The sequence below is a fragment of the Pseudogemmobacter sp. TB195 genome (assembly GCF_058313095.1).
The window spans coordinates 92,932-119,201 of record NZ_JBZEGG010000003.1; the positions used below are offsets into that span (position 1 = coordinate 92,932).

The following is a 26,270-nucleotide window of genomic DNA, read 5'->3' on the forward strand; positions in this document are numbered from 1 at the left end:
GAGCGGGTGGGAGACTTGAATTCATACTGTGGTCAACACAGATTAACAGGCGATCCGATGGAGATGGCGATGGCTGCCGATACCCGGGGCCGCACTGTCTGCCGAAATGAAGGATGAATGATGAGCGATATCAGAACCTCCACTTACCCCGTCCTGCCGCTCCGCGACATCGTGGTCTTTCCCCATATGATCGTGCCGCTGTTTGTGGGCCGGGAAAAATCGGTGCGGGCGCTGGAAGAGGTGATGCAGGATGATCGCCAGATCCTCCTGTCCAGTCAGCTTGACCCGACCGTTGATGACCCTTCGCCGGAAGGGATCTACCGCACCGGCGTGTTGGCAAACGTGCTGCAACTGCTGAAACTGCCCGATGGCACCGTGAAGGTGCTGGTCGAGGGCAAGTCGCGGGTGAAAATCACCGATTTCATCGATAACCCGTCTTACTTCGAGGCCAGCGTCGAGCCGCTTTCGGAAGAGACCGGCGATCAGGAAGCGGTCGATGCGCTGCTGCGCGCCGTTGGCGAAGAGTTTGAACGCTACGCCAAGATCAAGAAGAACATCCCCGAAGAGGCGATGGCTGCGGTTTCCGACACGCGCGAACCGGCGCGGCTGGCGGATCTGGTGGCGGGTCATCTCGGGATTGATGTGGCGCAGAAACAGGATCTTCTGGAAACGCTGGTGATCGCCGAGCGGCTTGAGAAGGTTTACGGCCAGATGCAGGGCGAGCTTTCCGTCCTCCAGGTCGAGAAGAAGATCAAAACCCGCGTCAAGACCCAGATGGAGAAGACGCAGCGCGAGTACTATCTGAATGAGCAGATGAAGGCCATTCAGAAGGAGCTCGGCGACGGCGAGGACGGACAGAACGAGATTGCCGAACTGGAAGCGCGGATCGCAAAGACCCAGCTGTCCAAAGAGGCAAAGGAAAAGGCCGAAGCCGAGGTCAAGAAGCTGAAGTCGATGTCGCCGATGTCGGCAGAGGCGACCGTTGTCCGGAACTATCTCGACTGGCTCCTGGGCGTTCCCTGGGGCGTGAAGTCGCGCACCAAGAAAGACCTGCCGGCGGCTCAGAAGGTGCTGGACAGCGATCACTATGGTCTGGAAAAGGTCAAAGAGCGCATCGTCGAATACCTCGCAGTTCAGGCGCGGGCGACGAAGCTCAAGGGCCCGATCCTCTGCCTCGTCGGCCCGCCCGGCGTGGGGAAAACCTCGCTTGGCCGTTCGGTCGCGAAAGCCACGGGCCGTGAATTCATCCGCATCAGCCTCGGCGGCGTGCGGGACGAGTCCGAGATCCGCGGTCACCGCAGGACCTATATCGGCTCGATGCCCGGCAAGATCATCCAGGCGCTGAAAAAGGCCAAGACCACCAACCCGCTGATCCTGCTCGATGAAATCGACAAGATGGGCCAGGATTTCCGGGGCGACCCGGCATCCGCGCTGCTTGAGGTTCTTGACCCCGAACAGAACGGCACCTTCGTCGATCACTATCTCGAGGTCGAATATGACCTCTCGAACGTGATGTTCATCACCACGGCGAACTCTTACAACATGCCGGGGCCGCTTCTCGACCGGATGGAGATCATCCCGCTTTCGGGCTATACCGAAGACGAGAAACGCGAGATCGCGAAGCAATATCTGCTGCCGAAGCAGGTCAAGGCCAATGGTCTGAAGAAAGGCGAATTCGCCGTTTCCGACGAGACGCTGAACCATGTTATCCGCTATTACACGCGGGAGGCAGGTGTCCGGAACCTTGAGCGTGAGATCGCGAAACTGGCGCGTAAAGCGGTGACCGAGATCCTGAAAGGTCAGGCGAAATCCGTTGATGTGACCACGGCAAAATCCGAGGAATATCTCGGCGTGCAGCGTTATCGTTACGGTCTGGCCGAGAAGGAAGATCAGGTCGGCGTGGTGACGGGGCTTGCCTGGACGAGCGTGGGCGGTGATCTGCTGCATATCGAGGCGCTGAAACTGCCCGGTAAGGGCCGTATGAAGACGACCGGCAAACTCGGCGATGTGATGAAGGAATCCATCGACGCGGCGTCGTCCTATGTGCGCTCGATCAGCCCGCAGCTGGGGATCAAGCCGCCGAAATTCGACACGGTGGACATCCATGTCCACGTGCCGGATGGGGCGACACCGAAAGATGGTCCCTCGGCCGGTCTCGCAATGGTGACGGCGATTGTCTCGGCTTTGACCGGTATTCCGGTCCGCAAGGACATTGCAATGACGGGCGAGGTCTCGCTTCGTGGCAATGCCATGCCGATCGGTGGGCTGAAAGAGAAACTGCTCGCGGCACTTCGGGGCGGCATCCGCACGGTGTTCATCCCCGAAGAGAACGAGAAGGATCTCGCCGAGATCCCGGCCAATGTGAAAGAGGGTCTGGAGATCGTTCCCGTGTCCCATGTGCGCGAGGTTCTCGCCCGCGCCCTGACCCGTCAGCCAGAACCGGTTGACTGGGATGAGGCCGCAGAAGAGGCCGCCGCCGCCGCCCGCGCGGCCGAAAGCCGCGACCGTGCACATGTTGCGCATTGATCCCGGCCTGAGCGGCTGACAGCAAAGACGGCGCGGCAGGCCCTCCTGCCGCGCCGTTTTGTTTTTGCGGCGCTGCAATTTCATTGGCGGGCCACGGGGCGGATGGATAAGCTTGGTGCAGGTGAAACATATGCGGGAACTTGGCCATGCCAGCGCTTAAGACTGCGGTGAAACCAAAGGCGACCCCGGCCAGAAAGGCGCCGCCCGGCAAAGCGGCAGAATCCCCGGCTGCGCCGGCTGGCAAGGCAGGTGAAGAGGCTCGCGTGAAATCGGCGGGTCTGAAGCTCAAGGATCTGCTGGTCCGTGTGGCAGAGCAGAGCGACGCTCCGAAAAAGACGCAGCGTGAAGTGTCCGAGGCTGTTCTGGCGGTGCTTGGAACCGCGCTTGCGGCCGGAGAAGAGCTGAACCTGCCCGGTCTCGGCAGGCTCAAGGTGGTGAAATCATCGGATAAATCGGGCGGGGCTGTTCTGACAGTCAAAGTCAAGAACGCAGGACAAAAGAAAGAGGCAAGCGGGAAAGAGCCTCTTGCGGAGGACGGAGAGGATAGCTAAAAGCCCCTCACCGGGCGATTAGCTCAGCGGTAGAGCGCTTCGTTCACATCGAAGATGTCAGCGGTTCAAATCCGTTATCGCCCACCATTATCGTATTGATAAGCCTCGGATAGTTCCGGGGCTTCTTCATTTTAAAAAAGCGCCCCATGGTTCATGGACCCTGCTGCCTCGCGCGAAACCTCACGAAATCCAAAACTTCTATCGCCTCTGTCAGGTGTGGGGCGCGAATCTGCGATAGGTCTAGGACATGGTCACCGTGTTGCTGCGGCCCAGATATTGCGGGGCCTGTGTGATAGGGATGCCGTTTGATACCATCGTCGCAGCGGCGCTATGGCGGGTGGTGTGAGGGTGGCACGTTCTTGAGGGCGGCATACCGCATGGCGCCCTCAAAGCGGTGCCGGCTCAGGAAGGAACCTTGTCGGATCTTCTGCCGGAGCCGGGCGGCCCGACAATGTCGAGCGCGACCCTTGCAAGTTTCCGGGAAGGCACTCTGGTCATATATGCGCTGATCATGGCGGACCTGCGCGCAGGAAGGTTGTTGCGCGCCTTCAGCCTTCGGACCACGGCTCGCTAATCGTTCGCAAGTTTCAATGCGCGAAATCGGCCTGTTCTACGAACATATTGCCCCAGGCGCGGTCGATCAGTTCGGGGCTCATCTGGTTCGGGATACCTTCGAACTGGCACATCGAGATCATCTGATCGATCAGGAAGGTCGGCTGATAATTCGCGAAGTTCATGTCGATGGTCGGATATTTGACCTTGAGGAGATACATCAGCGCTTTTTCATCCAGCGGCATTTTCTTTTTGCGTGCGACCATCGCGAAGATCTTCAGGAACATCTCCTGGCTCGGGCCATTGATGATGATCTTGAAGAAGATCCGCCGCAGAGCCGCGCCGTCGAAGATCTGGTTGGGGTGGAAGTTGGTCGAAAAGATCACCAGCGTGTCGAAGGGCACGGTAAATTTCTCACCCGATTGCAACGCGAGGATATCGCGGCTTTCCTCCAGCGGCACGATCCAGCGGTTGACGATCTTTTGCGGCGGCTCGGCCTGGCGGCCAAGGTCGTCGATGATGAAAATGCCGCCAGTGGCCTTCAGCTGCAAAGGCGCCTGATAGGTGCGCGACACCGGATTATAGGCGAGGTCGAGCATATCAAGCGACAGCTCACCTCCGGTGATCACCGAAGGGCGCTCGCAATAGACATAGCGGTTGTCGAAACGGTTCGAGGTGCGGCGCAGGCTGTTCGGGTCGTCGACCGCGGCCTCAGCTGCGGCATGGACGATCGGGTCATAGACCGAGATCACCTGGCCGGAATATTCGATCGCACGCGGCACATAGACTTTGTCGCCAATCGCTTTGCGGATCCCGTGCGAGATCGAAGATTTGCCATTGCCGGGCGGGCCATACATCAGGATCGAGCGGCCCGAAGTCACGGCCGGGCCCAGATTGCCGATCAGGTCCGGGGGCAGGATCAGCCCTCCCATACCGGCCATCAGCTGGTCACGGTTGAGCGAGATATTGCGGATCGACTGGCGTTTGATCTGTTCGCCATATTGATCCAGCGGCACCGGTACCGCGCCATAATATTCCGACTGGGCGAGCGCATCGAGCGCGCGTGCCTTGCCGGCATCGGTCAGCTGATAGCCCATCTCATTGCCGGCATTGGCATGCATGGTTCCTGTCGCCTCCAGAAGGCGCTGGCTGCGGGCGAGATCGATCAGCTCCTGGGTCAGCGGCACCGGCAGCGAGATCGCCTGACTGATCCTCGAACAGAGATCAAGATTGGTGCGGAACATGGTCTTCAGGAGGATGTCGCGCAGCATAACGATGCCAATGCCGGTATCGGCCAGCGAGCGCGGCGAAGGCGGTGCCTGGACGCCGGAGGTGATACCATCTGGATTGGTCAGCTGCACATTCATCTTCCGCGCCCCTGTCTTACTCTGTCCCACAGCCGGCCTGCGCCTTTGGCGCTGCCGGAATGCAAAGGGCCGCCCCGGAGAGAGCGGCCCGTTATCGCAGCAGTTTGCAGGGAATAATGTCAGCCTTTGGGCAGGAAGGCGGCGAGAAGATACAAAATCAGCATCAGCGCCAGCGCGAGCCCCATCGGGAATTTTTTCGAGGACCAGCTGACCCAGTCGGGCGAGGCGCGCCGCACCAGGGGGATCATCCGCGCGATACGCTGGCCCAGAAGGGCGGCGATCGAGCAGCCCGCATAGAGCATCGCGATGAGCCAGGGGTCGCCGCCGGAAAACACTCCGGCCATTGCGGCGCCGAATTTGGCATCCCCGGCGCCGAAAAGGCCGACGGCATTGCCGAAAAAGCCGAAGACCAGCACGATCGCCATGATCGCCCAGCCCCAGAGCCAGCTGTGCAGCCCAAGCGCCGGCCAGCCGACCACCGCATAGGCCGCAATCATCGCCAGACAGGCATTGTTGCGGATCTTCATATATTTCAGGTCGGTGTAAGAGACCCAGAGCGCAATCGGCAGGCAGAAGGGCAGGAACCACAGGGCCTGGGTGATGGTCGGTGTTGTCATGGCTCAGTTGGTCACATTGTTGTCGAGGGCGGCAAGGCTGCGGGCTGCGGCCTCGAAATGTTGCGGATGGGTGTCGACAGCCTGCTGCAAGAGACCCTTGCCGACCGAGACATCGCCTTGTTTGATCGCGGCCAGCGCCATGGTGTAGAGCAGCTCGGCACGTTCGGTCTGGGTCATCTCGATCACCGGCAGGTCGTATTTGCGCTGTGCGGCGCGCGACATGACGAGGTTATTCTTGGCGGTGAACATGGTCGGATCATAGGTCAGCGCCTGGCTGAACAACCGCTCGGCACCGCCAAAATCCTTGCGGGTCAGTTTCGAGAAACCCCAGTTATTGTAGATGCCCGAGGGTTTCGTGGTCAGACCAGCCGCGATTTCGTAGAAACTGTCGGCCTTTTTCCAGTTCTTGTCGCTGTCGGCGACCATCGCCTCCAGCCGGTAGCGGTCAAAGGTCTCATGGGTCGGCGGAATGGTCGCGAGCGTGGCCTTGGCTCTGGCCCATTCATTGGAGCGGATCTGCGCGTCTGCGAGCATCACCTTGTCTTCGGGATTATTGCCTTCCATGGTGACGATCCGTTCCAGCACCTTGGCGGCTTCCATCGGCTTGCCGGCGCGCACCAGCGATTTGCCTAGACCGCGCATCAGATCGATCCGGCCCGGATCCTTTTGCAGGGCGCCCTGGAAATAGGCCACGGCCTCATTGGGATCGCCGACCGTGAGCATGATGTCGTTGAGGTTCGCTTCATCAATGACATTGACGTCTTTGAGCGCGCGCTGAACCTGCGCGTCGGAATTCTTCTGGCATCCGGCAAGAAAAACTGCGCCCCCGAGGCACAGTGTCACAAAAACCAGGTGGCGCATTTTGCGTCCTTTTATCTTTTACTGCCCAATTCAGGCCCGGTTCCAGCCTTTGCCCGACGCCTCAGAGCTCTGTCAGAAGGACATATTGCCCCTTCTCGCGGCGCACGAGCTGGAATTCGCCCTTTTCCTCACTGGCGTCATCATATACGCGGTTTTCGGTTCGGGCGATAGCGAGTTTCAGATTGTCACGTATCGAGTCCGATTGGCCACTGTCGAGCGCATAGGCCTGTTGGAAGACAAGCCGCGCTTCGCCGAGCTTGCCGCGCTCCATCAGCACGACGCCCAGGTTGTTCAGGGCAGGGACAAAGGTCTCATCCTGTTTCAGCGCATTGCGCAGCACCTGTTCGGCCTGGCCCAGTCGCCCAAGCGCCAGATTGGCCGATCCGATGGCGGAAAGCGTATCGACGCTGATCCCGTCTTCGGCGGCGGCGCGGTAATAGGCTTTCAGCGCCAGCTCCGGTTCGCCCGCCGCCATCAGACGATGCCCGACAATCAACCCGTCAACCGCCGCGCCTTTTGGATTAACCCCGAAAGGCGTGTTTCGCGACGCACCAAGGCCGCCCGTATTGCCACAGGCGGCAAGCAGGGTCGCGACCAGCAAAACACTGACCGCAAATCTCAAACCAACACGCTCAATCCCGACCTCACTTGCCGCCCATTTGCCCCAGCATGGTCACGATGCCCCAGACCGACGGTCCGATCAGGATAATCAGCAGCGGCGGAACTGTGAACATCATAGTTCCCAAAGTGAGCTTCGTGGGCAGCATATTTGCCTTTTCTTCGGCCCGCATCACACGCTTGTCCCGCATATCGGCGGAATAGACACGCATGGCCTCGGCAACGGGCGTCCCGAAGGTCGCCGACTGCACCAATGTGGTCACGAAAGAGGCAACATCCGGGATGCCGACCCGGTCCGACATATCGCGCAACACCTGCGTGCGTTCCTTGCCGGCCTTGACCTCCTGGGCGACGAGGTCGAATTCATCGGCGAGGGCAGGGTAGCCGGCGCGGCTTTCGCGGCCGACGCGGATGATCGACTGGTCAAGTGACTGGCCGGCCTCGACGCAGACCAGCATCATGTCCAGAGCATCAGGAAAGCCTTGGATGATCTCGGTCTGGCGCTTGCCGACCCGCTTTTCGACCCAATAGACCGGCAGGTAATAGCCAAGCACCCCGGGCAGCGCGCCATATATCAGCAAGGTGGTGGTCGAGGTTTCATCAGTCGCATTGGTCAGCGCATAGATCACGCCCAGCACAAGGCCGCCAAGACCCAGCACCATTTTCGCGGCGTGGAACAGGCGCACCGCGCCCTTGTCGGGATAGCCCGCCCGCATCAGTTTCAGACGCAGCGCAGAGAGTTCTTCGGCCTTTTGTGGCTCCAGCAGATGGGCGTATTTCTCAAGCCGGTCGCCCGAGCTCATGCGGCGCAGGCGGTTTGATTTGCCAGCGTCGGCAGCCGCGCCCCGGATGCCCGCCTGGACGCCGAGTTCGGCGAAACGGTCGCGCTGTTTTTTCATCATCGTCGGCAGGGCGATCAGCACCAGCACGATCCCGAGCCCGGCGATTGCGATCAGCGGCCCCAGCGGCCCAAGCAGTCCGGTGAGCACAGAGTTGATGGAGTCGAACATGATCGTGCCTCAGACCTTGATGTTGACCATGATCTTCATGAAGATCACGTTGATGATGAGGAAGGCGCAGACCACGAGGGCGGCGGGAACGAAGACCGGAGTTCCCATCACGCCGTCATAGTAATTCGGCTGAATCACGTTGATCATGATCAGCGCGAGGATCGGGAAGGCCGAGAGGAACATGCCCGACCATTTCGCCTCGGCGGTGATGGCGCGGACCTTGCGGAACAGCTTGAACCGCGCCCGCACCACTTTCGACAACCCGTCGAGGATCTCGGCCAGGTTGCCGCCCGATTGCTGCTGAATGGTCACCGCGACGGCGAGGAAGCGCAGATCCTGGCTGTCCATGCGTTCGGCAAAGTTCTTCAGGCTCTCGGATATATCCGCACCATAAGCGGCCTCGTCAGCGATCACCCCGAATTCGGTGCCAAGCGGGTCGGGGACCTCTTTCGAGACGATATTGACCGCCGCCGAGAACGGGTGACCGACACGCAGAGACCGCACCATCAGGTCGATGGCATCCGGAAGCTGCTCTTCCATCAGGTTCATCCGTTTTTTGGCCTTGCCATTGACCCAGACATAGATGCCACCCACGCCCATTCCGATGGCGGCAAGGATCCGGACCCCGAATTCGGCCGAGGTGCCGATGGTCAGCAGCAGGAAGGCGACGACCCCAAGCGCGCCCATCAGCCCGATCAGCTGCACCGGCGAGAAGGCAATATTCGCACGCTGCGCCTTTTTGGCCAGGATCGAGTAAAGCGGGATATTCCTCGAGTTCAGGTGCTGGTTCATCTCCTTGCGGAGCTGGGCGAGCACCTCTTCACGGTTGCCGTTCTTCTCAAGCAGCGTCAGCCGGCGCGAGATGCGACTGTTCAGCTTGATCGATTTGCCGAAGACCGTGAGGTAGATCCCCTCGACCAGCACAATGACGGCAACGAAGATCATTACATAGATGAGGGGCGCAATCGAAATGGTCATGGCCTGGCCTTACGCGATGGGTTCGTAGATGGATGCGGGCAGATCGAAACCCCAGGATCGGAACCGATCCGAATGGGCCGATCGGATGCCGGTGGCGTTGAAACGGCCGATGATCTTGCCCGAAGGCTCGACGCCGAGGCGTTCAAACCGGAAGATTTCCTGCATCGAGAGCACCTCGCCCTCCATGCCGGTGATCTCGGTGATCGAGGTCATGCGGCGCGAGCCGTCCTGCAGACGCGAGGCCTGGACGATCACGTTCACCGCCGATGCGATCTGGCTGCGTACTGCCTTCAGCGGCATCTCGATCCCGGCCATCGCGACCATGTTTTCCAGACGCGAGATACCGTCGCGCGGGTTATTGGCGTGGATCGTGGTCATGGATCCGTCATGGCCCGTATTCATCGCCTGCAACATGTCGATGACCTCTTCGCCGCGGGTTTCGCCCACGATGATCCGGTCAGGCCGCATCCGGAGCGCGTTCCTCAGACAATCGCGCTGCGTCACGGCACCCTTGCCTTCGACATTGGCGGGGCGGCTTTCCATCCGGCCGACATGGACCTGTTGCAGCTGAAGTTCCGCCGTATCCTCGATCGTCAGCACGCGTTCGGTATTGTCGATGAACGAGGACAGCGCGTTGAGCGTGGTGGTTTTCCCCGAACCCGTACCGCCCGAGACGATGATATTCAGCCGCGTCGACACGGCCGCCTGAAGATAGGCGGCCATTTCCTCGGTAAAGGCACCAAAGCGCACGAGATCTTCGATCTTCAGCTTTTCTTTCTTGAATTTCCGGATCGAAACCAGCGAGCCGTCCACCGCAACCGGCGGCACCATACAGTTGAACCGCGATCCATCCAGCAGGCGCGCGTCGCAATAGGGGTTCGATTCATCGACGCGCCGGCCCACGGCGGACACGATCTTGTCGATGATCCGCATCAGATGGCGTTCATCCCGGAAGGTGATGTCCGACAGTTCCAGCTTGCCGCCACGTTCGACGAAAACCCGGAAGGGGCCGTTCACGAGAATATCGTTGACGGTCTCGTCTTTCAGCAAGGGCTCCAGCGGACCAAGCCCCATAACCTCGTCATAAAGCTCCTGCACCAGAATGGCGCGGTCACTGGCGTTCAGCGCGACGGAAAGCTCATCCAGCGCCTCGGAGGTCTGGGTCGAGATCTCTGATTTCAGGCTTTGCTCGGAGGCATGTTCCAGCGCCGAGAGGTTCAGGTTTTCCAGCAGCCGTTTGTGGATCTCAAGCTTGAGCTCCATCATCCGGTGGCGGCGTTTGGCTTCCTTATCGACCTGTGCGGCCTCGGCCGGCGAGGCTTTCCCGCCCATCATGGAGGTCGGGCGTGTCACCTTGACGGGGCTCGCGGCGGTCGCCGCGGCGGGCGCCCTGTCCGCCGGACCGGCAGGCGCGGCAGGCTTACCCTGGGCAGCATCTTTTTTGAAACGGCTGAACATAACTGCGTGCCTTTGGGAAAGAATTACGACCGGGCGCTGACCTGGGCCTTGCTGAGCTCGAACAGCGATTTCGCGAGCTTTTGCAGTTCCTTGCGCAGCGGGTTCTTGGCAGAGCTTTCGGACAGCGGCAGGCCGTGATCATTGGCCTGCGTCACCGCAGTCCCGCCATCGGGAAGCTGAACCTCGATCTGGATATCAAGGCTTTCCGACATCCGCTTGACCCGCGCCTTGGCGGAAAGGTCGGTAAATTTCGGCGCCTTGTTCAGCACATAGCGCAGTTTCTCATGCGGCAGCGCCTCGGCTTTCAGCGCGCGCACAAAGCGCAAAACGTTCTGCGCCGAGCGCAGATCGAGATCGAGCAGCGCGAAATAGATATGGGCGCGCGACAGCACGGCTTCGGTCCAGGTCACAACCGTTTTCGGCATGTCGATCAGCACGAAATCGAAATTCGCCACGGCCATATCGATCAGCCGACCGAGATCCTCGCCCGAGATGATATCCAGCGGCAGCATTTCTGCAGGTGCAGTAAAGACGCAGAGCCGCTCGTTGAAGGTCTGCATCGACTTGATCAGCAGATCGCTGTCGACCTGGCCCGGATCGGTGAGGATCTCAAAGATCGCATCCTTTCGTGGCAGGTCGAGATAGGTCGCGATCGAGCCATATTGAAAATCGAGATCCATAAGGCAGACGCGCGGTGGGTTCACCTTATCGGCATTGGCCAGCTCCCAAGCGAGGTTTGCCGCGAAGGTGGACGACCCCGAACCACCGGCCATGCCATGGATCGGCAGCACGAGGCCGTTGCGATTGCCACTGGCGCGGAAAGCGGGCGTATTGCTCGTATCCTCCACCAGAACCAGCGCATTTGCGGTTGCGGCAGGCGGGGCCGGATGGGGGGTGGCAGCCTGTGCGGCAGCAGCATTTGCCGTGGCGGCGGCTTCGGCGGTGGCAGCCGCGCGAAGGCGGCTGATCGCATCATGAAGCGCGCCTTCAGGAAGCGGGTAGGGCACAAAGTCATCGGCGCCGAGACGCATCAGCTGATGCAATCCCGTCGGGCTGAGCTGGTTCGCGACAAGGATGACATGGGTCCTCGTGGCCCGCGCCGCCCGGATCACGCCGGAGATCAGCGAGAGATCGCCCTCGTCATCAGCATCCAGCGCGATTGCAATAAATTCCAGTTCGGACGCTTCAGGCTGGTCCAGAAAGACCAGTGCGTCATCGAAGCTCAGGTCGCCCCAGGCTTCGCCCATTTCCCGCTCCATCTCATCGATGAGCATCTCGAAGTTCTGCACATCGCGCGAAACAGTGCACGCCGCAATCGGTGCAGGATCTGGCTGGATTGTTGCCACGCTCGTCATCTCGCCTCACGTTTTTCTGCCCTGCGTCACGGGGGAATCGCGGGCCAGGCTTTGGCCAGACGCAGAAAGCCCCAAAGACGCTGCGCGCGGAATTGGCCGCACACCGTTCTCATTGCAGCAATTTGCCTGGCGAGTTGGGCGAGATTGGGGCCGAAATAGCGTCAATCTTTGGTCATTCGCAGTCTTCAAAGGCAAAAGGCCGGGCATAAGCCCGGCCTTTGCAATCCTGAGGAGAACCGATCTCAGTCGCCGGAACCTGCCACTTCCGAAACGGTCCCGGTCGTACCGCCATGATCGCGCGCCGCCGATTCCCGCGAATAGGTGCGCCAGACGATCTCGGCATATTTGCCGTTCAGCACCATCGGGTTCGATTTCACAAAGCCCGACACCTCGGTGACCGTGCGGCGGTTGCGTTCTTCCGGCGCATTGGTCTGGATCAGTGGGCGCGTTTTACCAAAGCTGACCACGGCCTGGAGACGTGATTTCGACACGCCGCGCGAGACGAGATAGGCCACGACCGCATTGGCGCGCTGCTGTCCGAGCTTTTTATTGTAGCCCTGACCGCCGACCAGATCGGTATGGCCAAAGACCTTGAAGCGCACTTCGGGGAACTGGCGGATGAAATTCGCCTGCCTGTCGAGGATTGCCGTCGCTTCCCGCGTCAGTTGTGCCGAGTTGAAGGCGAAGGTCACGGTATCGGGAACTTCGGCGGCAAAGCGCTGTGCCAGGGCAATGGTATAATCCATCTGACCGGTCTGGATCAGTGCATTATGCATGGTCGAATTGCCGAAACTGCCGGTATCGACCTGGGCGCCAAGCTCGCGGTTGGCACTGGCGCCACAGGCGGCCAGCGACAACACGCAGACAGAGGCGAGAAGCGTGGAGGGGGTCATGCGCATCTGCTCACTCCATCACATAGCCGTAGGAGGACGAGAAGTCCTGACGGGCAACTTCACCGGCGGCGCCCCTGGCGGGCTTAGCCATATCGCCGTAGAGGAACATTTCGCTCTCGGTCGGGATACGGACACGGTCGGTCGGCAGGGCAAGTGCCTCGCCTTTCACCGGCGACACAAGATGCGGCGTGACGATGATCACCAGTTCCGACTGGTTGCGCAGGAAATCCGTCGACCGGAACAGGGCACCAAGGATTGGAACATCGCCGATCCACGGAACCTGGCTGGCCGAGTTGCGGAAGTCATCCTGCAAAAGACCCGCGATTGCAAAGCTGTCACCGTCGCGCATTTCCACAGTGGTCGTGGTCTCGCGGCGTTTGAAGCCGTTGATCTGGCCGCCGGCACCGGTCGGAACCGAAACCGTGGTGTCGATCGAACTGACAGCCGCGTTGATCTGCAGGTTGATGATGTCGCCATCCACCACATAGGGGGTGAAGTTCAGTTCGACACCAAAGGGTTTATATTCGACGGTGATCGAGTTGCCACCAGTTCCGCTGCCATTCTGCATGACCGGAATCGGATATTCGCCACCGGCGAGGAAACGGGCTTCCTGGCCAGACAATGCCGTCAGGTTCGGTTCCGCAAGCGTGCGGACCATGCCCTTGGATTCCAGCGCCTCAAGCAAGACACCAAGCTGGAAGGAGCCCGAGGAGAAACCAAGGCCGAGTGCACCCTGGGCTGCCGTGGTCACAAGACCGCCGCCGATAATGTTATTAACATTACCGTTGCTGCCCGAGATGGTCCCTCCGGTCCAGTTCCCGCTGTTGCCACCGGTGGCCATAGATGCCGAAATCCCTTTCGAGACCGAGCGCTGCATCTCGGCGAAGCGTACTTTCAGCATGACCTGCTGCGTGCCGCCGACGACCATCAGGTTCGAGACCCGGTCCGGCGCATAGCGCTTGGCCAGATCCAGCGCGCGGTCAAGCCGGGCGGCCGAACTGATGGTGCCCGAGAGAACGATCCCGTCATTGGCGGTCCGCACCTCGATTTTCTCGTTTGGCAGGATCTGCGCCAGGCGCTCTTTGAACTCGGCGATATCGGGGGTGACATGCACATCCACATTCGAGATGAGCTTGCCCTCAGCCGACAACAGGGTGAGCGTGGTGCGCCCGGGTGCTTTGCCAAGAACATAAATTGTACGGTCGGAAATCGTCGAGATATCGGCAATTCCCGGATTGGCAATCGAGAGCTCCGCAAAGGGAACATCACTTTCGACAACGACCGCGCGGTTCATCGGCACATTCAACGCGCCTGATGCCTGACCGGACATCACACGCAACACTTCAGCGGAAACCGGAACGACCGACACCGCGACTGCCAGGCCGAAAATACCGGCCGCAACTTTGGTCTTAATGCTCATGTGATCTGCCCTTTCGACCACGCCTCGTTATGTGGGTCTTTGCGCCCTTACATCGTCCTAAAGTGCCGGAAGATGGATTTTTTTGCAATAATCAAACTCTTGGAGCGTTTTTCTTATGTGGGTAACCTGCAACAGACGGGCAGTTCCAGGTACACAGCAGTAAGGTATCCCCCAGATGCGGTATGGCTGAGGCCGCGCATTCGCGCGGCCCTGGTCGAGTTTTCAGGTCAGTTGGTCGCGCAGGGGATCTCTTCCCTGACAACTTCCGTTCCCTTGCGGGTGGTGCGGTAGCAAGGTTGCGCGGTTTCGACGACCTGCTGAGCCTCGATGCCCAGAAGCTGATCGCGGTCGATTTCGACCCTGGCGGCATCGGGATCGGCTGGGCCGCTGACCACAGACATGCTCATCCGTCCTGAGGCCTGTGCCTGTGCCAGACGGGCGACCTGTTCACGTGACGCGGCGACAGTGATTGTGCTCGCCGTGCCCGAGCGGGCCTCGGACTGGTCGGTGGCGAAATCCACCGCGATCACGCGCATGGCGCTTTCGATCAGCTGGGTGATTTCGCCCGAGCCGCCGGCGCCGGTCCAGTAGATATCAATCATATCATCGGGCATCACAAAGCCGGCCACACCGGAGGCGGTGCTTACGCTCACCTGGAAGGCGCTCATGCCGGGAGCAAGCTTGCCCGCGAGACCAGCGACCTGACCAGGTTCTGTCAGGCGACTGCTCAGTAGAATCTCGTTGGTTTCCATCGAGCGCATTGCGAAACGCGGCCTGGTCGCGGCAGGTGGGAAGAGGACATCGCCATCTGTATAGGCCGCCGGCGGCATGAGCTGTTCCTGCACCCAGACCAGCTGGACATTGTCTTTCAGGATGCCGTCGCCATATTTCACCGGATTTTTCAGCGCGAAGACCTGAACCAGCTTACCGGTCTGGCGCTCGCGCTCCAGGGCCGCATTCATCCTGATCTCGTTATTCTGGATATAGCCTTGCGCCATGTAGACGGCGAAGCCCGCGAGGGCGACCCCGACAATCAGGACGAGACCAAAGATCGCTCTCATAACTACCTCTCATAATATACGTGACGGGCAGGGGGCCGGCCAGGGGCCAATATCGCTATGGGTCCCGAGAAATCGGCTTTCACCCGTTGCCGAGATTACTCGATTCCTGCATGACATCGCCGACGATGCCCATCGTCTCCCCGATGGTGACCATCAGATTGACCAGGCCTTCGCGCGCGGGCGCGAAAAGAATGACCATATTCAAGCCGACGACTGCAGCTGTCAGAACAACCCAGTCTACGGTTATTGCGCCGTTTTCATCTGTGACGAAGCAAGAAACTGCCCTGCGCAAGATACGTCTCCTTGGGTTGGCTGACGAGCCTGATCCCAGGCCGCGTTGACTGAGAATTATGGATCCCGAATGCGGCAAAATGTGGGAAAGACTTGGGGGAAGCGTGGTCCGTATGTGGCGTGCAGCGGGCCATGAAACTGGGGTAACGGCGGGGCTGCTCGAAGGCAGGGCATGGGGTTGCGCAAGCCGGGCCGCAGAAAGCGTCTGCCAACTCCGGTCGCGGCGCGACCTCCGTCCACTGCGGCAGTTAAAGGTCTCGCTTGATCCGGAACCGAGCGCTTCACTCACACTTTGCGGCCAGAGAGGAGCCGACTTGTATCTTGCCGGATGAACTGGGGATTTCGCGTTTTGCGCCGGGCCCCGCCGGGATCTGTCTGAATCCTCGTAGCTCTGGCGGCTAACGTAGTTCGACCGCGCCCCGGTTGGGGACGCGGCCGGATTTCCCAGGTCAGATGATCACACCAACCGGGTCAGATCAGGGAGTGGTGGTGCCACCGCTGCCGCCACCGCTGGCACCACCGCGGAGACCAGCGCCCTGGGTGCCCAGCCAAGTGCCGGTCGCAGTAACTTCGGTGGCAATTTGCCCGCCGAGACCCGAGATCGCCGGACGGATGGCGCTCATCACGAGCAGGCCGAGACCGACGATAGCAGCGGTCAGCACAACCCAGTCAACGGTGACTGCGCCGTCTTCGTCTTTGATAAAATTCATAGCGTTCATTGGTCTGTCCCTTTCAAAAGGTGCTCAGCTTTTCTGTTCATCTCCGCCACGGTGTCTGTCGGTCGGCCTCTGTTCCGGCCCGTCTCTTCCGTTCGGGATGAGTGCATATAGCCCCCGGATCGTGGCAGCTTTTGGATGAGGAGAGGGCATTTTCGCAGCAACCTCAAAGACCTGGTTAATATGCATTAACGTGATGTTTTTTGGGATCTTTAAACTTCTGGTTCCGTCGAACTGGATCAATTTCCGCCGGGAAACTGCGTTGCATTTCGATCAATTGGGGCGGATCTGCCTTTTTTCACCTGCTTTTCCGCTTTGCCAGAACCGCGATCTCTGCGATTCTTCCGAAAAATAAGAAGAGCAGGCATCCGAAATGACGCGTCTCGTCTCAGGCACCCTGGCGGTGATTCTGGTTTTGATGGCGATTCCCGGCACCGGGCGCGCCGAGCAGGAAGATTTCACCTTCCGGCGGGTAAAGGTCGGCGACTCATTGCCCGGCAAGCGGATCACGGTGCAGATCGACCCGGTGGAACAGGCGCGCCGCCTGGCAGCGACCGCCTGGAAAGACCCGGCTTTGCAACATGAAGAGCGCCCGCTGGCCCCGGTTGAGCAGGGCAAAGACGGCGATGTCACGCCCGGGCCCGGCCCGAAATCAAATTACGCCTGGTACTGGGATGTGATCCCGACGGATATCAACAGCTCTGCCGGGCGTTTCCCGGACGCGATGGCGGCCCTGACCAAAGGACCGGGGGGGGTCTCGGTGAAGGCGCCCCGGATGCAGTCGATGCAGACCATTGCCGAAACCTATGGCCGCGACATCCTGATCGCGACGGTCGGAACCGATGTCTCACCCGCGCTGGTGCTGGCGGTGATGGGGATCGAAAGCGCCGGGCGCAAGGATGCGGTCTCTTCTGCGGGGGCGGTGGGGCTGATGCAGCTGATCCCCGCGACCGCCACGCGCTTTGGTGTCACCGATTCCACCGATCCGGCGCAGAACATCAAGGGCGGTGTCGCCTATCTCGACTGGCTGCTCGATGAATTCAACAATGATCCGCTGATGGCGCTGGCGGCCTATAATGCGGGCGAGGGGGCGGTGCGCAAGAATGGCGGCGTGCCGCCCTATGCAGAGACCCGCGACTATGTGCCCAAGGTTCTCGCGGCGTGGCAGGTGGCGCAGGGCCTCTGCCAGACCCCGCCGGAACTGGTCACCGATCCTTGCGTTTTCCGCGTTTTGTCGGCGACGGGGGGCTGAGGGACGGGAGCTGAGGCTCAGACGACGAAGAGATCGGCCCATTCCGGATGCCGGCGGCGCTGTGCGTCAACAAAACTGCAAAGTGGCATGATCCGGTAATTATTCGCCTTCGCATCGGCGATCAGCGCCTCGACCAGGGCCTTGCCGGCGCCAGTGCCGCGAAAGGCATCCGGCACACCGGTATGATCGGCAGATATGAGGTCGGGCGCGCGGCGGGTAAAGGTCAACTCCGCCACATCGCCATCCTTGTAGATGACAAATCGACCGCCCCGGCCGGAGAGCTCTTTCCTGATGGTGAAATCGGCCATAGTGCTGTGCTTCCTGTTGGGTCTCGCGTCCTTATCTCAGGCAGATAAAGGTATGGCGGAGCGCGCTGTCAATCTGCGGCGCGGAGATTTTGCGGGCGGGAATGCAGTGCCGGATGCGATAACAGCGGGGCTGTCGAATCGCGTCCACCCGTGTATTGAGGCGCGACCGGCTCCGTTTGGGCCCGGGCGGACGTGGCGAAACTGGTATACGCAGCAGACTTTGACAATTGGAGTGCCCGTGGGGAAACCTGCGGTGCAGAACCGCTCAAATTCGGGGAAAGCTAAGGGGGCAGGCCGTGAGGCAGGGTCCTACGCCAATCCCGAGCCAAGCCCCGGCGCGACTATGCCGGGGAAGGTGTAGAGACTGGACGGGTGGTGCCTGTAGCCTTCGGAAAGCCCTTTGCGGGTGACCCGGCGGCCATGGCAAAGGGACAGTCCAGCCCACGAACGCCGGGAAACCGGCGGCGGCGAAAGCCGAAGTGGGATGAAAATCTGCCTTCCGAAAGGAATTACGGGTTCGAGACCCGTCGTCCGCACCAGACATCATTTTAACCAAGCGCCTCAGGGTGCCTTTTTCTTTAATTTCAGAGTTATGCGGCCACCTTGCAATCTTTTGATTGCCTGAGATTGGCAAAATCATGCATCCAGTCACGCACAAATCACGCACTGTGCGTAATCATGGCTTCGATCCGAAAATACCGAGATAAATGGCGGGCGGAAATGTTGCGCCAAGGCGTTCGGAAGAGCGCTGTTTTTGCGACGAAGCGCGAGGCACAGGACTGGGCAAGCCGCCAAGAGCACACTGTTCAACATCGGGATGAAATCGCCGACTCGCAAACCTTCGGTGGGTTCAAGAAGCCGTATCCGGCGCCATTCGGGGGTGGGTATTATTGTAGAGGATCTGAGCGCTTCTGCCAGGGCGTCCAGCTTGCGCTCCATTCGCTCGAGGCGGTCAGCTTCCATCATAACAAATTGGGTCGCAACGCTCATGCCGCCTCCTCCTTCACCATCGGATGGGCGCAATTCGCCCTGACCAACGCCTCGGCCAGCGTCGGGCAAACGATGTTGCCGCAGCAGCTGACCTGCACATCCTTCCGGCACGGGCGGAAGGCAGGAGCTTCGGTCTCCAGCCTGCCCCAGACACCCTCGAACACGTAATCATCGGGGAAGCCCTGAGACATCGGGGAAGCCCTGAGCGCGGAACAGCTCGCGCGGGGACAGCATCCTCATGCCGACATCGACGATCACGACTTCGGCGCCGTCGATCGAGAGTGTTACGAATTCCCGATCATCCCATAGGTCGTGTTCACGCAGCAGATCGGCGAACTTGCGGGCCTTCGGCTCATGCTCCGGGCAGAACGGCGGGGCAGTGAGATCGGCCTGCACATGCGCGAGTCGGTCTTTGACCGTGATCGTATGCACCGCCTCATCCATCCGGGCGCCATCACCCGTGCAATAGTATTTGGCTAACCATGCGGTGGCGAGGTTCTGGTGGCTGCCGCTGGCGCAGATAGTGGAAATCGGATCTTCGGCTCAGCGCCCGGAGAGCACGCCGCCGAGCCCCCGGCTGTCGTTGTTCTGCTGGGCGATGAAGCTCGCGATTGGCCTATACTTCATCCCGTCCGTGCCGACGGTGCCGAGAGGCTTCCCGATGTCGAGCGCGCGGGGCTCCTGACCCTGGCGCACCCCATATCCGGTCCGGATCATGCTGGCTGCGATCATCGACAGACCGGCGCCGACGGCGGCGATGGTGTGTCGGCTGATCAGCGCCTTGGAAGGATTTGCCGCTGTTGTGCATGGTCATGACATGCGGTGCGATAAGGGCGCTGTGATTGCCTTCGGCGAGCTCAGTCGGGTGCGGCAGGTCGATCGGGCGCATGCGACGGCCCGATCCCTTCAGGCTCAGAAGGTGCGGAGCCACCAGCGCATGCTGCATGCTGCCAACCGTGGCCGTGCCAAAGCATTCCTCCAGCGAGTATTCCCGCCGGCCGCCGCTAAAGCCGTGGTCAATGCTGGCGAGGCATGGCGCGATCATGCCCAGAGGTGCCGCGCCCCCGGGCTTTTTGATCCAGCTGTTGGCTGTGACGGTGGGAAGCGGCTCGCGCATATCGCTGCCAGTCGCGCCGCTGTTGACGCAGGTGATGCTCGCCACGACAAGGGCCTTTTCGCCGCGGTGCGCCCTGGCGATTGTGCGGAAGGAGTCGGCCAGATCCACTTCGCGCGTGCCATGGGTCAGATTGAAGATGGAGGGCCGCTCGGCCTCCAGCACATAAAGGGCTCTGCCGCGTGGCACGCAGCGCAACGTCTTGGGTTTCAGTGGGCGCTGTGATTTCAGACTGTGCTTTTCGAGGATCTCGGTTGGGCTGTCGGAGATCAAGGGGCGGGGATCTGCCCAGTCGATGCATTCGGCAGCGGTTTGCCTGGGCAGCAGCTTGCCCGTCCTGACCGCCGGGCCCTTTGGGTCACCATGGGTCGGATTCGGCCCGATGATCGGCTGGCCATCCCGGCGGGCGAAAAGGGACCACAGCTTGCGGATCGTCGGCGCGCCGTAATCGCAGGCACGCAGCTCGTTCCATTTGACTTTGTACCCCGCCTTTTCGGACGCGTGATCCAGAGGTCAAAGGTCTGACCAGCGAATTCCATGTCCGGTTCTCTTCGCTGTCACCGGTGACGAACTTTGCGGCCTGATCGGGTGCATCGAGCAATTCGAGAGCGAAAAGAAGGACATCAGCGAGCAGCTGAAAGAGGCCCAGGCCGAGGGGCGCGGGTTCGACATCAAGGCGCTGCACAAGATTGCTTCGCCGCGCAAACAGGATCCCGATGAGCGCCAGGAGGCCGAGGCCATCCTTGAGGTCTATCTGACCGCGCTCGGGGTGAGCTGACCAGTTTCACAGGCGCGATCGGCATGCCTCCCCCGCGCCAACTTGCCCCGGTGGCGTCCTGCCAGCTGACCATCGGTCTTTTTACCCCGACCGGGGCGGCGGGTGATCCGCCCCAACCTCCCTGTTTGACCTCGCCCGGCCAGATCAAAGGCCGGGAGCCTTTTCCCGGAGCAGCCATTTCGATCCCGCCCGAGACCCGTTTCCGCAACGCCGTTGCCGCAAGCCTGCTGACATCGCCGGGCAGCTTCTTTTTTCTGGCGAGGTCATCAAGCTGGTGAGGCTGGCTGCTGACCTCGGCATTCCTGAGGCGGACGCCCGCCAGGTCATCACATCCATGGTTGAGCGCCCACACCACCGGATCACCGCAGGGATCGAATGATGCGTGATCATGCACCACCCTCCCACATCCAGCTGTCGCCCATCAAAGGCTCGTGCCTGCCGGCAAACACAGTGTGCTGCGACCGCTCCACCACGATCGGCAATCCATGGGTCCCGGGAGAAGACGGCGGCCTGTGCATCCGGAGCGGATCGGTGCATCGTCGCATGGATTGGTAGCCACTGTTCCCCATGAGCGAGATCCTGACGCCAGAACGCGTAGTTGCGCTTCACGCTGACCGGCTCCGCACCGGCACCCCGTTCTTGCCTGCCGGGCTGAGCGGCACTGATGTGACCACTGCATCGACGCGCTCTATGAGTTGCGCGCCGCCGTTCTGGGCCGCCTGCCCGCGCTGCGCGGCCACAGATTCGCCTGCTGGTGCAAGCCGGGCGCCCCCTGCCATGCCGATGTGTAGCTGGAAATCGCCAATGTGTGATCGCTCTTTCTCGCACACCAGCTATGCAGACCGGCCCATTCACGGCGCCACGGACGGAGGCCTATATCTGTCACCTTATTCAGGTACGGAGTTTACGAATGCCCGCGAAGAACTTGCTGGATCTTGCCAGCTCACTGGAGTTCTCGGCTGCAACAGCCCGGATGGAACACACCGCGATCACCATGACCGCAGATACGGCACAACAGATTGCCTCAGCACTATTCGTTGCCGCCGGTCTTTTGAGCCAGAAGCAAACCCCGGCAGCGGACGGAGAAGGCGACAAGAAGGCCGCCTGAGCGGTTGGCCTGGTACAAGGCTCCTTCCCACAACAGCACTAGAACGGGGCGGGCATGAGTTGTCCCGATCCCCTCCCTAGGATCATCGACAGCCTCGCCAGCGGCGGCGGGGATCGACTGGGATCGAGCTCGGCCGCTCGCCTGATGTCGCGATCAATCACAGCGCCAAAGCCCGCGCGCTGCATGCAGCGAACCATCCCGAGGCTCTACATCTGGATAGCAACATCTGGGATGTAGAGCCGAGCGAGGACGCCCGGGGCTGCAAGGTCCGGATGCTCTGGGCCAGCCCGGACTGAAAACATTTCTAAAAGGCCAAGTGTGGCGCGCCGCGCGACCGCAATATCCGGGATCTCGCATGGATCGTGTTGAAATGGGCGGAAAAGGTGAAGCCCGAAGTGATCCTGATGGAGAACGTCGAGGAGTTCGTCACCTGGGCCCCGGTCGGCGAGGACGGCCACCTGCGCAATTACTCGCGCCCGGTCATGGGGCATGATCTTACCTTCATTCGCTTGCAGGCTGCTAAGGATCGGCAGCGCCTGGCCTCAATCCACTCGATGTGAAAGCGTGATCAGCGGCAGCGCGATGCAAAGGCAGCACCTCGTGCCCGGCGCTTTGCTGATACGAGGCTGAGGTCGCGCGATGGCGTTCTCTTCAGGTCGGGCCCCTTGGCGGGCTTCTGCGCTGAGGTTGTCGAACTGCAAGCTGATAGAGGCGCCATTGTCCGGTTCGGGTTGTTCGTGCGCTAAACCCCGGTAGCGGCGTCGGATCATGACCTGCTGCCCTTGAAGCCCGGTTTACAGGGGCGAAGCGCATCCGCCTATGGTCTGTGCCCATGGCCTTATGCCGGTGTCACTCTCTGCCATAGCAGACAGATGTCCGAGCAGGTGGGCGGCGGGGATAGGTCTCGCGCCTGTCTGACACACCTGAATAGGCCCGGAGCAATCGCTCTTGGGCGTTTTCCTTTCTGCGGGGGGCCATGGGCAGGTTGAAGCAGGCGCCGTCGCGCTTCGTGGCAGCCCCCGTCGGCTCGGCTCGGCTCCTCAGTCAGAGGCCGAGCGCTCCTGGCTGCGCCGCATCCAATCCCGGTGGCGCAACTGGTTCAACACGGCGCAATGGAAGGAACGTAGACCGGTCCGTTCAGGGGCGGGCCAGCCAGGATGATGACATGAGCTCTTCAGAGCCTCGTTTGGGGCCCAAGTGCATCTGCCGCGATGGGCCGGCGGCAGAATGAGAACGGCCGGCGGAGGAGGGGTCCTCTGCCGGCCGGGTAATATCTGGCATCAGCCCTGCGATCAGTTTTCGCGGCTCATGCGTTTGCGTTCATGCGGGTCGAGATAGCGCTTGCGGATCCGGATGATCTTCGGCGTCACTTCGACCAGCTCATCGTCCTGGATATAGGCGATGCTTTCTTCGAGGCTCATCCGCACCGGCGTCGTCAGGCGCACGGCCTCATCCGTGCCCGAGGCGCGGACGTTGGTGAGCTGTTTGCCGCGGATCGGGTTGATTTCGAGATCATTGTCGCGGTTGTGTTCGCCAAGGATCATGCCCTGATAAACCGCTTCCTGCGCGCCAATGAAGAAATGGCCACGATCTTCCAGCTTCCACAGCGCGTAAGACACCGAGACGCCGTTCTCCATCGAGATCAGCACGCCCTGGCGACGGCCCTGGATCGGGCCCTTATGCGGCACCCAGCCGTGGAAAATGCGGTTCAGCACGCCCGAGCCGCGCGTATCGGTCAGGAACTGGCCCTGATAGCCGATCAGCCCGCGCGACGGCACATGCGCGATGATCCGGGTCTTGCCGACGCCTGCCGGCTTCATCTCGACCAGATCGCCCTTGCGCTCACCGGTCAGCTTTTCAATCACGACGCCGGAATATTCATCATCGACATCGACGATGACTTCCTCGATCGGCTCCATCCGGACGCCGTTCTCTTCCTTGAAAATCACGCGCGGGCGCGAGATCGAGAGCTCAAAGCCTTCGCGGCGCATGTTCTCGATCAGAACGCCCATCTGCAATTCGCCCCGGCCCGAGACCTCGAAAGCGTCGCCGCCTGCAGTGTCGGCGATCTTGATCGCGACATTCTGTTCGGCTTCTTTCATCAGACGGTCGCGGATCACGCGGCTTTGCACCTTGGTGCCGTCTTTGCCCGCAAGGGGTGAGTCGTTGATGCCGAAGGTCACGGTGATGGTCGGCGGATCAATCGGCTGCGCGGGCAGCGCGGTGTCGATTTCCAGCGCGCAGAGCGTGTCGGCCACGGTCGGTTTGGTCATGCCGGCAAGCGTGACGATATCGCCTGCGACGGCCTCGTCAATCGGGGTCTGGGCGATGCCGCGGAAGGCGAGGATCTTGGTAACGCGGAACTGTTCGATCCGCTCACCGTCGCGGGTCAGCGCCTTGAGCGAAGCGCCGGCCTGGATGGTGCCCGATTCCACGCGGCCGGTCAGCAGACGGCCAAGGAAGGGGTCAGCCGAAAGCGTGGTCGCGAGCATCGAGAAGGGCTCGTTGACCTTGGCGATCTGCTTCGGCGCGGGGACATGTTTCACCACCAGCTCGAAAAGCGCGGTCAGATCCTTGCGCGGACCATCGAGCGAATCATCGGCCCAGCCAGAGCGTCCCGAAGCATAAAGATGTGGAAAATCAAGCTGTTCATCCGATGCGCCAAGGTTGGCGAACAGATCGAACACCTCATTGAGCGCGCGCTCGGGTTCGGCATCGGGCTTGTCGACCTTGTTGAGCACAACGATCGGGCGCAGGCCGAGCGCAAGGGCTTTCGAGGTCACGAATTTGGTCTGCGGCATCGGGCCTTCTGCGGCGTCAACCAGCAGGACCACACCATCGACCATGTTCAGGATCCGCTCCACCTCGCCGCCGAAATCAGCGTGGCCGGGGGTGTCGACGATATTGATGCGCAACCCGTTCCACTCGACCGAAGTGGCCTTGGCGAGAATGGTGATGCCGCGCTCGCGTTCGATGTCATTGCTGTCCATCACGCGCTCGGTCGTGGCCTGGCCTTCGCGGTAGGTGCCCGACTGTTTCAGAAGTTCGTCGACCAGGGTGGTCTTGCCGTGGTCAACGTGGGCGATGATCGCGATGTTGCGAAGGTCCATTAAGCTCTACCTGTTTGCTGCGGTGCCGCAAATACAGGAGAAATCCGGGTTTGGAAATGCGGTTTCGTGCAGAGCTGCCGTTGAGGGGCAGATCACTATCTGTCGGGTACGATAAAAAGGCAATCCGGGCGGCCCTGAAGCTGCTTTGCTGGTGTCAGGGTGTGGTGCGCTTCTGGCGGTATCTGTACCGGCCTGCGCGCTGCATCGACCAGGGGTTTGCGGTTCAGGCGGTGGCGCTGCACCAGCATCCGCGCCTTGTGGCCGGTCAGGAAGGGGCGGGCCGGCCTGGGCGCGCCGGGGCGGAGGCCGGGAAACAATGCCAGGATTTCCTGCAGGGCGGCGACGGGCAAGGCCCGTGTCACTTCCGTCCCGAGATAGAGGCTTTCGGCTTCCGCGCCGTTTGAGAACAAAATCTCATGCTGATCGAACATTAGATGCAGATAGGTGACCGGACCGGTCCCGGCGGCCACCGAAATCCCGTCATGTCCGATCAGGCGGGTTGCAGCGATCAGCATCTCCTCTGCGCCAAACATCCGCGCGGCAATTTTCGAGCGCAATAACACGCGATGCTGCGGGGAAAGCCGAAGCTCCGCCAGTGGCACGCCCGGCCCGAGTGCCCCGGGGGCGATGACCACCGGGCGCAGAGCAGGGGCGCGGCGCAGATCTGCATCGGTCAGGGTGACGGTGCCGATCCAGCGCACTGTCTGGGGTCCGTGATCACGGGTCATGACCAGGCTTCCGGCCCGCAGGTCATCGATCGGGAGGTCACCTTCGGGCGTGCGGATCAGGGTGCCGGAAACAAAGCAGGGAATCGAAGAGAACGGCAGGGCGAATTCATTTGGCTCCCACAACCAGCTGGTTGCTGTCAGCATGCCGGGATAGGCCGCAGAGACCTTGCCATCCACATCGACCGGAAGGGCGATCGCCAGCGACTCGCCTTCGCTGCTCTGGCCGTAGAACGTCACCAGCTTTTGTGTGGCACCGGCAATCACCGCGCTGTCACCGTTATAAACGGCGTAGATCCGATAAGTGGTTCCTGCCACAGTAAAAGCGTCGCTCTCATCAGAGCTGATAACCTGACTTTCATCGCCATCAGTCAGCTCTGCGCTGAGCAACCATGGGGAGAGATCGATCCCTTGTCCCTGCATATCCACGAAATCGTCCTGAGGTGACGCGCTCCAGTCATCGGGCCGGATCACCATGCCGGGTGACTGCACGCTGAAGGCGGGGTCGAGGGTCCAGACCTGAACCGTGATAGTTCTCATCCCGACCCTCCGTCCTGGTCAGCTTCAGCCACACCCAATCTGCGACATCAGCCTTAAGCCGCGGTTAGCAT

27 protein-coding genes and 1 tRNA gene are annotated in these 26,270 nt (G+C 60.9%); 8 read left to right on the forward strand and 20 right to left on the reverse strand.

Annotated elements, in window-relative coordinates:
* Positions 1-120 precede the first annotated feature (120 nt).
* From lon to AC4FS3_RS04755, 3 genes are all read left to right on the forward strand, one after another.
* Positions 121-2,526, forward strand: coding sequence for an endopeptidase La (gene lon / locus AC4FS3_RS04745; RefSeq protein ID WP_491019612.1), 2,406 nt, complete (start codon positions 121-123; stop codon positions 2,524-2,526).
* A gap of 146 nt (positions 2,527-2,672) precedes the next feature.
* A complete protein-coding gene (locus tag AC4FS3_RS04750; RefSeq protein ID WP_491019613.1) occupies positions 2,673-3,077 on the forward strand; it encodes an HU family DNA-binding protein in 405 nt (134 codons plus the stop codon).
* Positions 3,078-3,089: 12 nt separating this feature from the next.
* Positions 3,090-3,164: transfer RNA gene (locus tag AC4FS3_RS04755), tRNA-Val, on the forward strand.
* Between the two features lie 500 nt (positions 3,165-3,664).
* Here the strand turns inward: AC4FS3_RS04755 and AC4FS3_RS04760 are convergent.
* The 13 genes from AC4FS3_RS04760 to AC4FS3_RS04820 all read right to left on the reverse strand — a co-directional run bounded on the left by AC4FS3_RS04760 (position 3,665) and on the right by AC4FS3_RS04820 (position 16,277).
* Positions 3,665-4,996, reverse strand: coding sequence for a DUF8689 domain-containing protein (locus AC4FS3_RS04760; RefSeq protein WP_283178182.1), 1,332 nt, complete (start codon positions 4,994-4,996; stop codon positions 3,665-3,667).
* A gap of 119 nt (positions 4,997-5,115) precedes the next feature.
* The gene (locus AC4FS3_RS04765; RefSeq protein WP_198837415.1) at positions 5,116-5,613 is read right to left on the reverse strand and encodes a prepilin peptidase; all 498 of its coding nucleotides are present in this window, start codon (positions 5,611-5,613) and stop codon (positions 5,116-5,118) included.
* A gap of 3 nt (positions 5,614-5,616) precedes the next feature.
* Positions 5,617-6,474 carry a tetratricopeptide repeat protein gene (locus AC4FS3_RS04770; RefSeq protein ID WP_283178181.1) on the reverse strand — a complete coding sequence of 286 codons (858 nt, stop codon included), beginning with the start codon at positions 6,472-6,474 and terminating at the stop codon, positions 5,617-5,619.
* A gap of 61 nt (positions 6,475-6,535) precedes the next feature.
* Entirely contained in the window at positions 6,536-7,096 is a 561-nt protein-coding gene (locus AC4FS3_RS04775; RefSeq protein WP_491019614.1) for a tetratricopeptide repeat protein, read from the reverse strand.
* A 22-nt stretch (positions 7,097-7,118) separates the two neighbouring features.
* A complete protein-coding gene (locus tag AC4FS3_RS04780; protein ID WP_491019615.1) occupies positions 7,119-8,102 on the reverse strand; it encodes a type II secretion system F family protein in 984 nt (327 codons plus the stop codon).
* A 9-nt stretch (positions 8,103-8,111) separates the two neighbouring features.
* A complete protein-coding gene (locus AC4FS3_RS04785) occupies positions 8,112-9,080 on the reverse strand; it encodes a type II secretion system F family protein (RefSeq protein WP_491019616.1) in 969 nt (322 codons plus the stop codon).
* A 9-nt stretch (positions 9,081-9,089) separates the two neighbouring features.
* Positions 9,090-10,538, reverse strand: a complete 1,449-nt coding sequence (locus AC4FS3_RS04790; protein ID WP_283178177.1) for a TadA family conjugal transfer-associated ATPase — start codon at positions 10,536-10,538, stop codon at positions 9,090-9,092.
* A 23-nt stretch (positions 10,539-10,561) separates the two neighbouring features.
* Positions 10,562-11,893 carry a CpaE/TadZ family protein gene (locus AC4FS3_RS04795; RefSeq protein ID WP_283178176.1) on the reverse strand — a complete coding sequence of 444 codons (1,332 nt, stop codon included), beginning with the start codon at positions 11,891-11,893 and terminating at the stop codon, positions 10,562-10,564.
* A 242-nt stretch (positions 11,894-12,135) separates the two neighbouring features.
* Positions 12,136-12,792, reverse strand: a complete 657-nt coding sequence (locus tag AC4FS3_RS04800) for an OmpA family protein (protein WP_491019617.1) — start codon at positions 12,790-12,792, stop codon at positions 12,136-12,138.
* Between the two features lie 4 nt (positions 12,793-12,796).
* The gene (locus tag AC4FS3_RS04805; RefSeq protein WP_491019618.1) at positions 12,797-14,206 is read right to left on the reverse strand and encodes a type II and III secretion system protein family protein; all 1,410 of its coding nucleotides are present in this window, start codon (positions 14,204-14,206) and stop codon (positions 12,797-12,799) included.
* A gap of 227 nt (positions 14,207-14,433) precedes the next feature.
* Positions 14,434-15,267, reverse strand: a complete 834-nt coding sequence (cpaB, locus tag AC4FS3_RS04810) for a Flp pilus assembly protein CpaB (RefSeq protein WP_491019619.1) — start codon at positions 15,265-15,267, stop codon at positions 14,434-14,436.
* A 79-nt stretch (positions 15,268-15,346) separates the two neighbouring features.
* Positions 15,347-15,559, reverse strand: coding sequence for a hypothetical protein (locus AC4FS3_RS04815; RefSeq protein ID WP_491019620.1), 213 nt, complete (start codon positions 15,557-15,559; stop codon positions 15,347-15,349).
* A gap of 475 nt (positions 15,560-16,034) precedes the next feature.
* Positions 16,035-16,277 carry a Flp family type IVb pilin gene (locus AC4FS3_RS04820; RefSeq protein ID WP_491019621.1) on the reverse strand — a complete coding sequence of 81 codons (243 nt, stop codon included), beginning with the start codon at positions 16,275-16,277 and terminating at the stop codon, positions 16,035-16,037.
* A gap of 370 nt (positions 16,278-16,647) precedes the next feature.
* On the opposite strand from AC4FS3_RS04820, the gene AC4FS3_RS04825 reads away from it, so the two are divergent.
* Positions 16,648-17,526 carry a lytic transglycosylase domain-containing protein gene (locus AC4FS3_RS04825; protein ID WP_491019622.1) on the forward strand — a complete coding sequence of 293 codons (879 nt, stop codon included), beginning with the start codon at positions 16,648-16,650 and terminating at the stop codon, positions 17,524-17,526.
* A gap of 17 nt (positions 17,527-17,543) precedes the next feature.
* On the opposite strand, the gene AC4FS3_RS04830 is transcribed toward AC4FS3_RS04825, so the two are convergent.
* The 5 genes from AC4FS3_RS04830 to AC4FS3_RS04850 form a co-directional block, all read right to left on the reverse strand.
* The gene (locus AC4FS3_RS04830; protein WP_491019623.1) at positions 17,544-17,834 is read right to left on the reverse strand and encodes a GNAT family N-acetyltransferase; all 291 of its coding nucleotides are present in this window, start codon (positions 17,832-17,834) and stop codon (positions 17,544-17,546) included.
* A 648-nt stretch (positions 17,835-18,482) separates the two neighbouring features.
* Positions 18,483-18,824, reverse strand: a complete 342-nt coding sequence (locus AC4FS3_RS04835) for a hypothetical protein (RefSeq protein WP_491019624.1) — start codon at positions 18,822-18,824, stop codon at positions 18,483-18,485.
* Positions 18,821-19,015 carry a hypothetical protein gene (locus AC4FS3_RS04840; RefSeq protein WP_491019625.1) on the reverse strand — a complete coding sequence of 65 codons (195 nt, stop codon included), beginning with the start codon at positions 19,013-19,015 and terminating at the stop codon, positions 18,821-18,823. The genes AC4FS3_RS04835 and AC4FS3_RS04840 overlap by 4 nt, the downstream gene beginning before the upstream one ends.
* Positions 18,993-19,268, reverse strand: coding sequence for a hypothetical protein (locus AC4FS3_RS04845; RefSeq protein ID WP_491019626.1), 276 nt, complete (start codon positions 19,266-19,268; stop codon positions 18,993-18,995). Before AC4FS3_RS04845 ends, AC4FS3_RS04840 begins: the two co-directional genes overlap by 23 nt.
* Before the next feature lie 172 nt (positions 19,269-19,440).
* A complete protein-coding gene (locus AC4FS3_RS04850; RefSeq protein ID WP_491019627.1) occupies positions 19,441-20,211 on the reverse strand; it encodes a hypothetical protein in 771 nt (256 codons plus the stop codon).
* A 259-nt stretch (positions 20,212-20,470) separates the two neighbouring features.
* Here AC4FS3_RS04850 and AC4FS3_RS04855 point away from each other — a divergent pair, with 259 nt between their 5' ends.
* The 4 genes from AC4FS3_RS04855 (at position 20,471) to AC4FS3_RS04870 (ending at position 22,384) form a co-directional block, all read left to right on the forward strand.
* Positions 20,471-20,716 (forward strand): DUF2312 domain-containing protein, encoded by a 246-nt coding sequence (locus AC4FS3_RS04855; protein ID WP_491019722.1) that lies wholly within the window; start codon positions 20,471-20,473, stop codon positions 20,714-20,716.
* A 695-nt stretch (positions 20,717-21,411) separates the two neighbouring features.
* Positions 21,412-21,507, forward strand: a complete 96-nt coding sequence (locus AC4FS3_RS04860; protein WP_491019628.1) for a DUF4326 domain-containing protein — start codon at positions 21,412-21,414, stop codon at positions 21,505-21,507.
* A gap of 119 nt (positions 21,508-21,626) precedes the next feature.
* Positions 21,627-21,824: a hypothetical protein gene (locus AC4FS3_RS04865; protein ID WP_491019629.1), complete on the forward strand. Its 198-nt coding sequence runs from the start codon at positions 21,627-21,629 to the stop codon at positions 21,822-21,824.
* A 362-nt stretch (positions 21,825-22,186) separates the two neighbouring features.
* A complete protein-coding gene (locus tag AC4FS3_RS04870) occupies positions 22,187-22,384 on the forward strand; it encodes a hypothetical protein (protein WP_491019630.1) in 198 nt (65 codons plus the stop codon).
* Positions 22,385-23,116: 732 nt separating this feature from the next.
* On the opposite strand, the gene typA is transcribed toward AC4FS3_RS04870, so the two are convergent.
* Positions 23,117-24,934 carry a translational GTPase TypA gene (typA, locus tag AC4FS3_RS04875; RefSeq protein ID WP_283178169.1) on the reverse strand — a complete coding sequence of 606 codons (1,818 nt, stop codon included), beginning with the start codon at positions 24,932-24,934 and terminating at the stop codon, positions 23,117-23,119.
* A 95-nt stretch (positions 24,935-25,029) separates the two neighbouring features.
* A complete protein-coding gene (locus AC4FS3_RS04880) occupies positions 25,030-26,199 on the reverse strand; it encodes a Hint domain-containing protein (RefSeq protein ID WP_491019631.1) in 1,170 nt (389 codons plus the stop codon).
* Between the last annotated feature and the right edge of the window lie 71 nt (positions 26,200-26,270).

Bases quoted from the DNA above. Each gene is read 5' to 3' on its own strand.
- lon (WP_491019612.1), top strand. From the start codon at position 121: ATGAGCGATATCAGAACCTCCACTTACCCCGTCCTGCCGCTCCGCGAC.
- AC4FS3_RS04750 (WP_491019613.1), top strand. From the start codon at position 2,673: ATGCCAGCGCTTAAGACTGCGGTGAAACCAAAGGCGACCCCGGCCAGA.
- AC4FS3_RS04760 (WP_283178182.1), bottom strand. From the start codon at position 4,996: ATGAATGTGCAGCTGACCAATCCAGATGGTATCACCTCCGGCGTCCAG.
- AC4FS3_RS04765 (WP_198837415.1), bottom strand. From the start codon at position 5,613: ATGACAACACCGACCATCACCCAGGCCCTGTGGTTCCTGCCCTTCTGC.
- AC4FS3_RS04770 (WP_283178181.1), bottom strand. From the start codon at position 6,474: ATGCGCCACCTGGTTTTTGTGACACTGTGCCTCGGGGGCGCAGTTTTT.
- AC4FS3_RS04780 (WP_491019615.1), bottom strand. From the start codon at position 8,102: ATGTTCGACTCCATCAACTCTGTGCTCACCGGACTGCTTGGGCCGCTG.
- AC4FS3_RS04785 (WP_491019616.1), bottom strand. From the start codon at position 9,080: ATGACCATTTCGATTGCGCCCCTCATCTATGTAATGATCTTCGTTGCC.
- AC4FS3_RS04790 (WP_283178177.1), bottom strand. From the start codon at position 10,538: ATGTTCAGCCGTTTCAAAAAAGATGCTGCCCAGGGTAAGCCTGCCGCG.
- AC4FS3_RS04795 (WP_283178176.1), bottom strand. From the start codon at position 11,893: ATGACGAGCGTGGCAACAATCCAGCCAGATCCTGCACCGATTGCGGCG.
- AC4FS3_RS04800 (WP_491019617.1), bottom strand. From the start codon at position 12,792: ATGCGCATGACCCCCTCCACGCTTCTCGCCTCTGTCTGCGTGTTGTCG.
- AC4FS3_RS04805 (WP_491019618.1), bottom strand. From the start codon at position 14,206: ATGAGCATTAAGACCAAAGTTGCGGCCGGTATTTTCGGCCTGGCAGTC.
- cpaB (WP_491019619.1), bottom strand. From the start codon at position 15,267: ATGAGAGCGATCTTTGGTCTCGTCCTGATTGTCGGGGTCGCCCTCGCG.
- AC4FS3_RS04820 (WP_491019621.1), bottom strand. From the start codon at position 16,277: ATGAACGCTATGAATTTTATCAAAGACGAAGACGGCGCAGTCACCGTT.
- AC4FS3_RS04825 (WP_491019622.1), top strand. From the start codon at position 16,648: ATGACGCGTCTCGTCTCAGGCACCCTGGCGGTGATTCTGGTTTTGATG.
- AC4FS3_RS04830 (WP_491019623.1), bottom strand. From the start codon at position 17,834: ATGGCCGATTTCACCATCAGGAAAGAGCTCTCCGGCCGGGGCGGTCGA.
- AC4FS3_RS04835 (WP_491019624.1), bottom strand. From the start codon at position 18,824: ATGAGCGTTGCGACCCAATTTGTTATGATGGAAGCTGACCGCCTCGAG.
- AC4FS3_RS04840 (WP_491019625.1), bottom strand. From the start codon at position 19,015: ATGTCTCAGGGCTTCCCCGATGATTACGTGTTCGAGGGTGTCTGGGGC.
- AC4FS3_RS04845 (WP_491019626.1), bottom strand. From the start codon at position 19,268: ATGGATGAGGCGGTGCATACGATCACGGTCAAAGACCGACTCGCGCAT.
- AC4FS3_RS04865 (WP_491019629.1), top strand. From the start codon at position 21,627: ATGCCCGCGAAGAACTTGCTGGATCTTGCCAGCTCACTGGAGTTCTCG.
- typA (WP_283178169.1), bottom strand. From the start codon at position 24,934: ATGGACCTTCGCAACATCGCGATCATCGCCCACGTTGACCACGGCAAG.
- AC4FS3_RS04880 (WP_491019631.1), bottom strand. From the start codon at position 26,199: ATGAGAACTATCACGGTTCAGGTCTGGACCCTCGACCCCGCCTTCAGC.